Below are 6,443 nucleotides of genomic sequence, written 5' to 3' on the forward strand. Positions count from 1 at the left end.
ACCATATTGGCGACATCTTCACACTTGTCGGTTGCTATCTCGATCCGATCGTAAATTTCTTTCCATTTTATAACCATTATCGGATCGTCACAAGGCGTATTAAAAAGGTCCCCTAATGCTTGTCGAAAAGCCTTATCACTCACATTCTCCAGTCGGTGAATTGTTACGAGCACATCATGGATTGCCGCTCGGTTGGCTTTGCTGGAGAGGCTTTGTACTGCTTTAACCGTTGCGTCGGTAATTTGAACCAAAAGATTGATCAAAGGCACTAAGTCCGGACGAGCTGTCTTTAATTGATAGAGCACAGCCCTTGCAGCGCCGGCTTCTATGTGGTCGGTGATGTCATCAAGCGCTCCGGATAGCGAACGTAAATCCTCTTTATCAAGTGGGGTAACAAAAGTCGCGTCAACTTTGTTGGCAAGTTGGTGGGTTAATTCATCGCCTTCATGCTCAATCTGCTCGATAAGACAGACGTGATCGTTTAGATGTTCGAAGTCTTGTGCCAAAGCAAGAAAGGCAAGTGCGGCTCGATGAGCTGTTACTGCTTGCTGTTCTAAGATTTTATAGAACAGGTCTTCTTTCCCGAATTTCTTCAATTGTCCGGCTCCTTGAATAATACTAAATAAATATACAAACGAGAGACTTTTGGATCACATGTCCAATTCCGTCATAGGAAAGCGTTCCAGGGTTATTTTGCCGATGTTATTTCTAAGTTTACCCGCAGTAATACGGGAAGTTGTAGCAGAGACTAATCGTAATGATAGTCTCTTGTATGAACATCCTCGACAAATCGCGCCATGAGATCGCTTTGCGCATCCAGATCAGAAGCGCAGACTAACTCATTCACGCTGTGCATATATCTAACTGGTACTGAGACAGTAATAGCGGCTGCTCCTGCCCGAGAACGCTGAATCGCGCCCGCATCCGTGCCACCACGGTTCATCAGTTCCGTTTGATGCGGAATTTTATGTTTGGAAGCAACCTCTCTAAAGTGGTCGATCAGTTTAGGATGGCAAATTAAAGAGCCATCGAGGATGCGTATGCTTGGGCCATTGCCCAGTTTTGGCGGGACATCCACTTCATCTGCTCCCGGATAATCAGTTGCGCCCGTGACATCCATCGCAACGCCAACATCAGGCATAATGGCAAAGGCAGCGGGTCCCGCTCCTCGTGTGCCAATTTCTTCTTGCGCAGTAGCAACCGCGTAGACATCCACTTCGGGGTCCTTCAACTTTTTGATCGTGTCAATCAGGCAATAAATCCCCACGCGATCATCCATCGCTTTGCCGACGATATAATTGCCCAGTTCTTCAATTGGCCGGTCCATGGTAACGATGTCGTATTGCTGAATTTTCGCTTTAGCATCATCGCCCGAAAGGCCGGTATCGATATGAATGCCATCAACCGTCGCGGCGCCTTCTTTGTTGGGGAAGATTGCCATCCCGCTGACAGTTCCTTCTTTGCCGGTGATGACCACCTTGCGCCCGTTTACATTCTTCGCATCAATGCCGCCCATGGGGAAAAGCTTTACAAACCCTTTATCATCGACACTCTTTACCAGAAAGCCGATTTCATCCATATGGGCTGCCAGCATAACGCGTTTACGCTTGCCTTTCCCTTTGCCCTTTTTGAAAGCAATCACATTGCCCATCACATCGATTGAAATATCATCAACAAAAGGCTTCAATTCTTCAATAACGATTGCTCGGACCGCTTCTTCGCGTCCCGCAATCGCTGCCGTCTCACACAACCGCTTCAATAATAAAAAATCCATGGTTTTCTCCGTAGTGCGTAGTGCGTATTACGTATTCTCCGGATTCCGGATACGCAATACCCACTACGCAATAGTTCCCTAAACGTAACTATAATCCCTCGTATGCGCCTCTTCCAGGTATCTGGCTAGAAGGTTGACGGCAGCATCCACATCGATGGGGCTGACGGTTTCGTTGACCGTGTGTACATAGCGCGTGGGGATCGAGAGTGTGATGCTCACAACGCCACTTTGAGCACGTTGAATTGCGCCCGCATCGGTGCCGCCTCTTGGCAAGAGTTCCATTTGGTGTGTAATCTCTTTGGCCGTGGCGATGTCTTTGAAATGCTCAACCAATTTTGGATGGCAGATTAAGGAAGAATCCAAAATCTTAATTGCCGCTCCTCCGCCTAATTTAGGCAGGGTATCAGCATCGGGCGCGCCTGGATAATCTCCTGTCAAAGTAACGTCGAGTGCGATACCGACATCAGGATTGACGCCAAATGCGGCAGTGGTTGCGCCCCGAAGTCCGACTTCTTCCTGGACAGTGCCAACCGCATAAACATCGCATTCTAATGCTTCAATATTCTTCATGGCTTCAATCATCACATAAACGCCCACGCGATCGTCCATCGCCTTGCACGCGATATTCTCGCCAATTTCCTCACAGGGGCGATCCATCGTGACAATATCACCGACTTGAATCTTCTTCTTAGCCTCATCACCCGATAAGCCCACATCGACGAAGAAATTCTCCATCTGCGCTGATTGATTTCTTTCGGCATCAGAAAGCATATGCGCGGGTTTGGTCGCATAGCCAAGAAGACCTTTTATCGGGCCATCTTTGGTGGTGACTACCACTTGTTGAGCGAACATGTTGCGGGTATCAATTCCGCCGAAGGGGTAGAGGCGGAGGAATCCTTTGTCTTCAATATGCTTAACCATGAACCCGATTTCGTCCATATGAGCGGCGAGCATCACTTTTCGGCGGGTTCCTTTTCCCGTTCCCTGCTTAAAGGCGATAACGTTGCCCATTGCATCGATTTTAATGTCGGTCACATGGGGTTTAAGTTCTTCAATAATAATCGCTCGCACGGCATCTTCTCTGCCGGGAGTTCCTGGGGCTTCACAAAGCCGTTTCAATAAAGCAAAATTCATGAGTGCAACCTCCTGTAGTCTATCAATTATAGCCGAACCGACCCCCCTGGAAACACCATTGATAGCATGTTAAAGCAAAGCAACTTGATTGTCAGTTAATCAACAGGCTATAATCTATGCTCACGTCGGGGCGTGGCGCAGCTTGGATAGCGCGCCGGCTTTGGGTGCCGGAGGTCGCGAGTTCGAATCTCGCCGCCCCGACTTGGATTTTAAGCCCCTGGGAGATAATCCCAGGGGCTTTTTTGATTGAAGAGGTGCAAATGGGGCGACGCACTAAAGAAATTAGAATAGAGAGATGATATGGAGAATTTATCTTTTACCACTTTTCCGACAGTTTTCTTATTTGAGCAATCGGCAAGTAAAGGTGTCTTTCACCGTCTTCTAAGCTTTCAAAACCAAAACGTTTATACCAATCCACAACCGTAGGGTCGAGAGCATCGACTTCTACAGCATGACATCCAATATCACTGTCCGCTACGTTCAATGCTCTTAAGAGAGCATCGATTAGGAGGGTAGTTCCCAGACCTTGATGTTGGAAATCCTTCCGGATTGCTAAGCGGCCCACCAAGACGATTGGCACTTCATTATATGGATGATCCATTGGTTTGGGGAAAAGAGCGCTTTCAACTGCTCCCGCAGCTAAACAGTAATAGCCGAGAACAGTTTTATTGTCATCGGCTATTGCTACAAATGTCCGCGTATGCCCACTCTTATTCTGTCGCAAAGCATTATGTAAAAGGAAGTTATCGAGGCTCTGCACACCGCACGAAAACGAAGAACGGTCATGATCTTTTTCTAATCCCACGATGGACTTAAACTTCAATTACTTTCTCCCCGCTCATGACTTTCTTGTAATTATTGGCAGCTTCAATTAGTGTCTGATTTGGCACAGTATTCTCACTAAGTATCTGCAAAAATTGTTTGGCATGCTCATCACTAAGCACACGTCGGCTCTTCTCTTTTAATACCTCTTGTGCCCTCTCATATATAGCTTGAACAGCAAACGCTGTTATGGTTATGCCCAGTTCAGCAGAAGCAAGCTCAACAACGCGCTTTACATCCGGAGCTAACCTACACTCAAGTCTTCCCGCTGCACTTGTAGTCTTCATAATGTATCCCTCTCTGTACCTTCACATGTATTGTACGGCAAATAGCCGTATTTTATTACTGGTAATGATACCAGTTCGTGGTATAAAACTTCACATAACTTGTTTTAACTATTACCTATGCTTACAGTGGTGGAACCTATAATGAACCTGAAAAAAGATTAGCAACTGGGGAGACGCACTAGGTTTTGGGGACTTTATTGAACGCAGTTATTTGATAGTAATTCTATCCCTCAAGACCTTCATGCGGGTGAAACTGAAGGGCTGCAAACTGGTGACGCTGAATTTTTCGCAACCCGCCGGCACCCCTACAAATGGCATCATCCAGAGCGTGGAGGAGGGCAAGTTTTTGCACGTCGAAATGGAAGACTCCGTGCTTCAGGGTTACAAGGTCTTCGGTGTCAGCGTCAACAAGGATACCGCAAGAGACATCGGCTGTACGATCCGTGGAGAGGTCAAGGCCTACATCCAGTTCTAGCAGGAAATCCCCCAGGGCATCACCCGTTTGGGCGCCTGGCCTATGGACGTGTTTCATTCCATAGCCGGTAACATAGGGGTCGGATCACGGTAAATGCTTTAAACCCAGGAAGATAGTTGCAGAGTGAGGGGCATATAGGCAGCTCCGCACGAATTCCCGCTTCTCTCATCAGCCTGGCAACACGCCCTTGGTTACAGGCAACCCCATCCTTGATCCAGGGATCCTGCAGACATGACCAACCAAGATCATTCCTCAGCCTCAATTAGGGACACCTTTGAATTCGCGATTATTTATAGTTCCTGCAATAACTTTGAGCTGGCCGATTGGCGTGTGTGCAGTTAACTTGAAGAAAATTGCCAAAATCCATGATTTCACATAGATGCGTGCAGGATTTTTGTTATGCCATGACGAATAGGATAGAAAACGTGTCTTTGGGAGGACTGGATGAATCGTAAATTAACAATCACGATATTCGTTTGCATGCTGGTTGTGATAGCCGTTATGTCTGGCATCATTATCTATCAACGCTCAAATAATACACACCAAATGCTCAGAATGACTTTGCATGGAGCCGCAGCAGACGGCAATATCAAGGCGATTGAATCAATCCTTTCTAAAGGTGCAAATATAAACGCTAAGGATGATTTAGGTCAAACTGCTCTCATGTATGCTGCATATTGGGAAAAACCTATGACTGCAAATCTCCTCATTGAGAAAGGGGCGAATGTCAATGCTAGGGATATTGAAGAGTGGACTGCGCTTATGTGGGCAGCTCAAGAAGGACATATTGAGATTGTAAGGCTCTTAATCGATAAAGGCGCTAATGTTAATGCAAAAGATGAGAACGGATTGACTGCGCTCATGCATGCCACGTATCAGGGGCATGATAAAACCGTAGCTCTACTTATCGAAAAGAGGGTAGACGTCAATGCGACGACCAATGATGGAACGACTGCACTCAACATGGCAGAAGAGAATGAGAAAGATAACTATGAGGGAAAAGAAAATCCATATACTGACATTGTGAAATTGCTGCGAAAAGCAAGTGCCGATACCAAAATGAATGATAATGACAGCGATAATGCTCTCTTAACTGCAGCACTAAAAGGAGATACCCCACTAATAAAAAGCCTCATAAAGAAAGGTGCTAATATAAACGCGAGGGGTATTTTTGGAGCAACTGCGCTCATGCATGCCGCTTATCATGGTCATTATGAAGCCGTAGCTCTTCTTATCGAAAAGGGGGTAGACATCAATGCTAAGGATGAATCCAGCCGAACTGCGCTCATGGTGGCAGCGCGTGAAGGACATGATCAAACCGTAGATCTTCTTATTCACAAAGGAGCAGACGTCAATGTTAAGGATGAATTCGGGCAAACTGCGCTTATTTGGGCGGAGCGTGAAGAGCAGACGGAGGTTGTTGACATAATTCGCAAATTAGAAGAAGTTGACTGATTGGTTGAAAGTGGCAAGGATTAAGGATAGTACGCGCTTATATCTGAATTCATATGTTAGTAATGGGAGGTATTAAAGATGAAAGAGAAGTTTGGGTTATATCTATGGCGTATCGTATTGGTGTTGTTTATTGTGTTCTTTATACTTTATTTCTGGCCAGGATTGTATATCTACCATCTAGAATCAGGCAGGGGGTCTTTTCGGATTAACCGTATAACGGGCACAAAACAAAGTTTTTGATAAGAAAGAGCTTATTGGAGAGTAAATGAATACCAACGAACAGCAACCTTCGACGGGGAAGAATGAACCTATGGCGCGAGACTGGCTATTAGGTATTCTTGGCTTGGCATTTCTCGCGGTTGTAATGCTTTTGTACGCTATTTACGGCAGACCTCCATACGCCTATTTTCAATTACTTCGATATGTGGTTGCTGGAACTTCTGGATTAGGCGCTTGGGCTTTATTCAGAATCAGCCGTATTTTCATCCCGATATCC

At 46.1% G+C, this 6,443-nt stretch carries 8 protein-coding genes and 1 tRNA gene; 4 read left to right on the forward strand and 5 right to left on the reverse strand.

All coding sequences use genetic code 11. From position 1 onward, the window contains the following. The 3 genes from WCO51_08325 to WCO51_08335 form a co-directional block, all read right to left on the reverse strand. Positions 1 to 596 (reverse strand): DUF47 family protein (locus WCO51_08325; protein MEI6513264.1); only part of this gene is annotated, 596 nt, incomplete at its 3' end. Positions 597 to 748: 152 nt separating this feature from the next. After that, entirely contained in the window at positions 749 to 1,774 is a 1,026-nt protein-coding gene (locus tag WCO51_08330; protein ID MEI6513265.1) for a M20/M25/M40 family metallo-hydrolase, read from the reverse strand. 78 nt (positions 1,775 to 1,852) lie between these two features. Continuing rightward, positions 1,853 to 2,908, reverse strand: coding sequence for a M42 family metallopeptidase (locus WCO51_08335; protein MEI6513266.1), 1,056 nt, complete (start codon positions 2,906 to 2,908; stop codon positions 1,853 to 1,855). Between the two features lie 126 nt (positions 2,909 to 3,034). On the opposite strand from WCO51_08335, the gene WCO51_08340 reads away from it, so the two are divergent. Continuing rightward, positions 3,035 to 3,109 (forward strand) — tRNA-Pro (locus tag WCO51_08340). 115 nt (positions 3,110 to 3,224) lie between these two features. Here WCO51_08340 and WCO51_08345 read toward each other — a convergent pair. Both WCO51_08345 and WCO51_08350 read right to left on the reverse strand, forming a co-directional pair. Further along, positions 3,225 to 3,731: a GNAT family N-acetyltransferase gene (locus WCO51_08345; GenBank protein MEI6513267.1), complete on the reverse strand. Its 507-nt coding sequence runs from the start codon at positions 3,729 to 3,731 to the stop codon at positions 3,225 to 3,227. Further along, the gene (locus WCO51_08350) at positions 3,721 to 4,017 is read right to left on the reverse strand and encodes a DUF1778 domain-containing protein (GenBank protein ID MEI6513268.1); all 297 of its coding nucleotides are present in this window, start codon (positions 4,015 to 4,017) and stop codon (positions 3,721 to 3,723) included. Before WCO51_08350 ends, WCO51_08345 begins: the two co-directional genes overlap by 11 nt. 241 nt (positions 4,018 to 4,258) lie before the next feature. Here WCO51_08350 and WCO51_08355 point away from each other — a divergent pair, with 241 nt between their 5' ends. The 3 genes from WCO51_08355 to WCO51_08365 form a co-directional block, all read left to right on the forward strand. Beyond that, positions 4,259 to 4,492: a hypothetical protein gene (locus WCO51_08355; GenBank protein ID MEI6513269.1), complete on the forward strand. Its 234-nt coding sequence runs from the start codon at positions 4,259 to 4,261 to the stop codon at positions 4,490 to 4,492. Between the two features lie 444 nt (positions 4,493 to 4,936). After that, entirely contained in the window at positions 4,937 to 5,947 is a 1,011-nt protein-coding gene (locus WCO51_08360) for an ankyrin repeat domain-containing protein (GenBank protein MEI6513270.1), read from the forward strand. 265 nt (positions 5,948 to 6,212) lie between these two features. Further along, the coding region (locus tag WCO51_08365) for a hypothetical protein (GenBank protein ID MEI6513271.1) at positions 6,213 to 6,443 on the forward strand (231 nt) is incomplete at its 3' end.

This window comes from bacterium, from assembly GCA_037131655.1.
In the GTDB taxonomy this organism is placed as follows: domain Bacteria; phylum Armatimonadota; class Fimbriimonadia; order Fimbriimonadales; family JBAXQP01; genus JBAXQP01.

What these genes read in the sequence shown, in the direction of transcription:
- WCO51_08355 (MEI6513269.1), top strand. Translation starts at nt 4,259, where the DNA reads ATGCGGGTGAAACTGAAGGGCTGCAAACTGGTGACGCTGAATTTTTCG.
- WCO51_08335 (MEI6513266.1), bottom strand. Translation starts at nt 2,908, where the DNA reads ATGAATTTTGCTTTATTGAAACGGCTTTGTGAAGCCCCAGGAACTCCC.
- WCO51_08360 (MEI6513270.1), top strand. Translation starts at nt 4,937, where the DNA reads ATGAATCGTAAATTAACAATCACGATATTCGTTTGCATGCTGGTTGTG.
- WCO51_08350 (MEI6513268.1), bottom strand. Translation starts at nt 4,017, where the DNA reads ATGAAGACTACAAGTGCAGCGGGAAGACTTGAGTGTAGGTTAGCTCCG.
- WCO51_08330 (MEI6513265.1), bottom strand. Translation starts at nt 1,774, where the DNA reads ATGGATTTTTTATTATTGAAGCGGTTGTGTGAGACGGCAGCGATTGCG.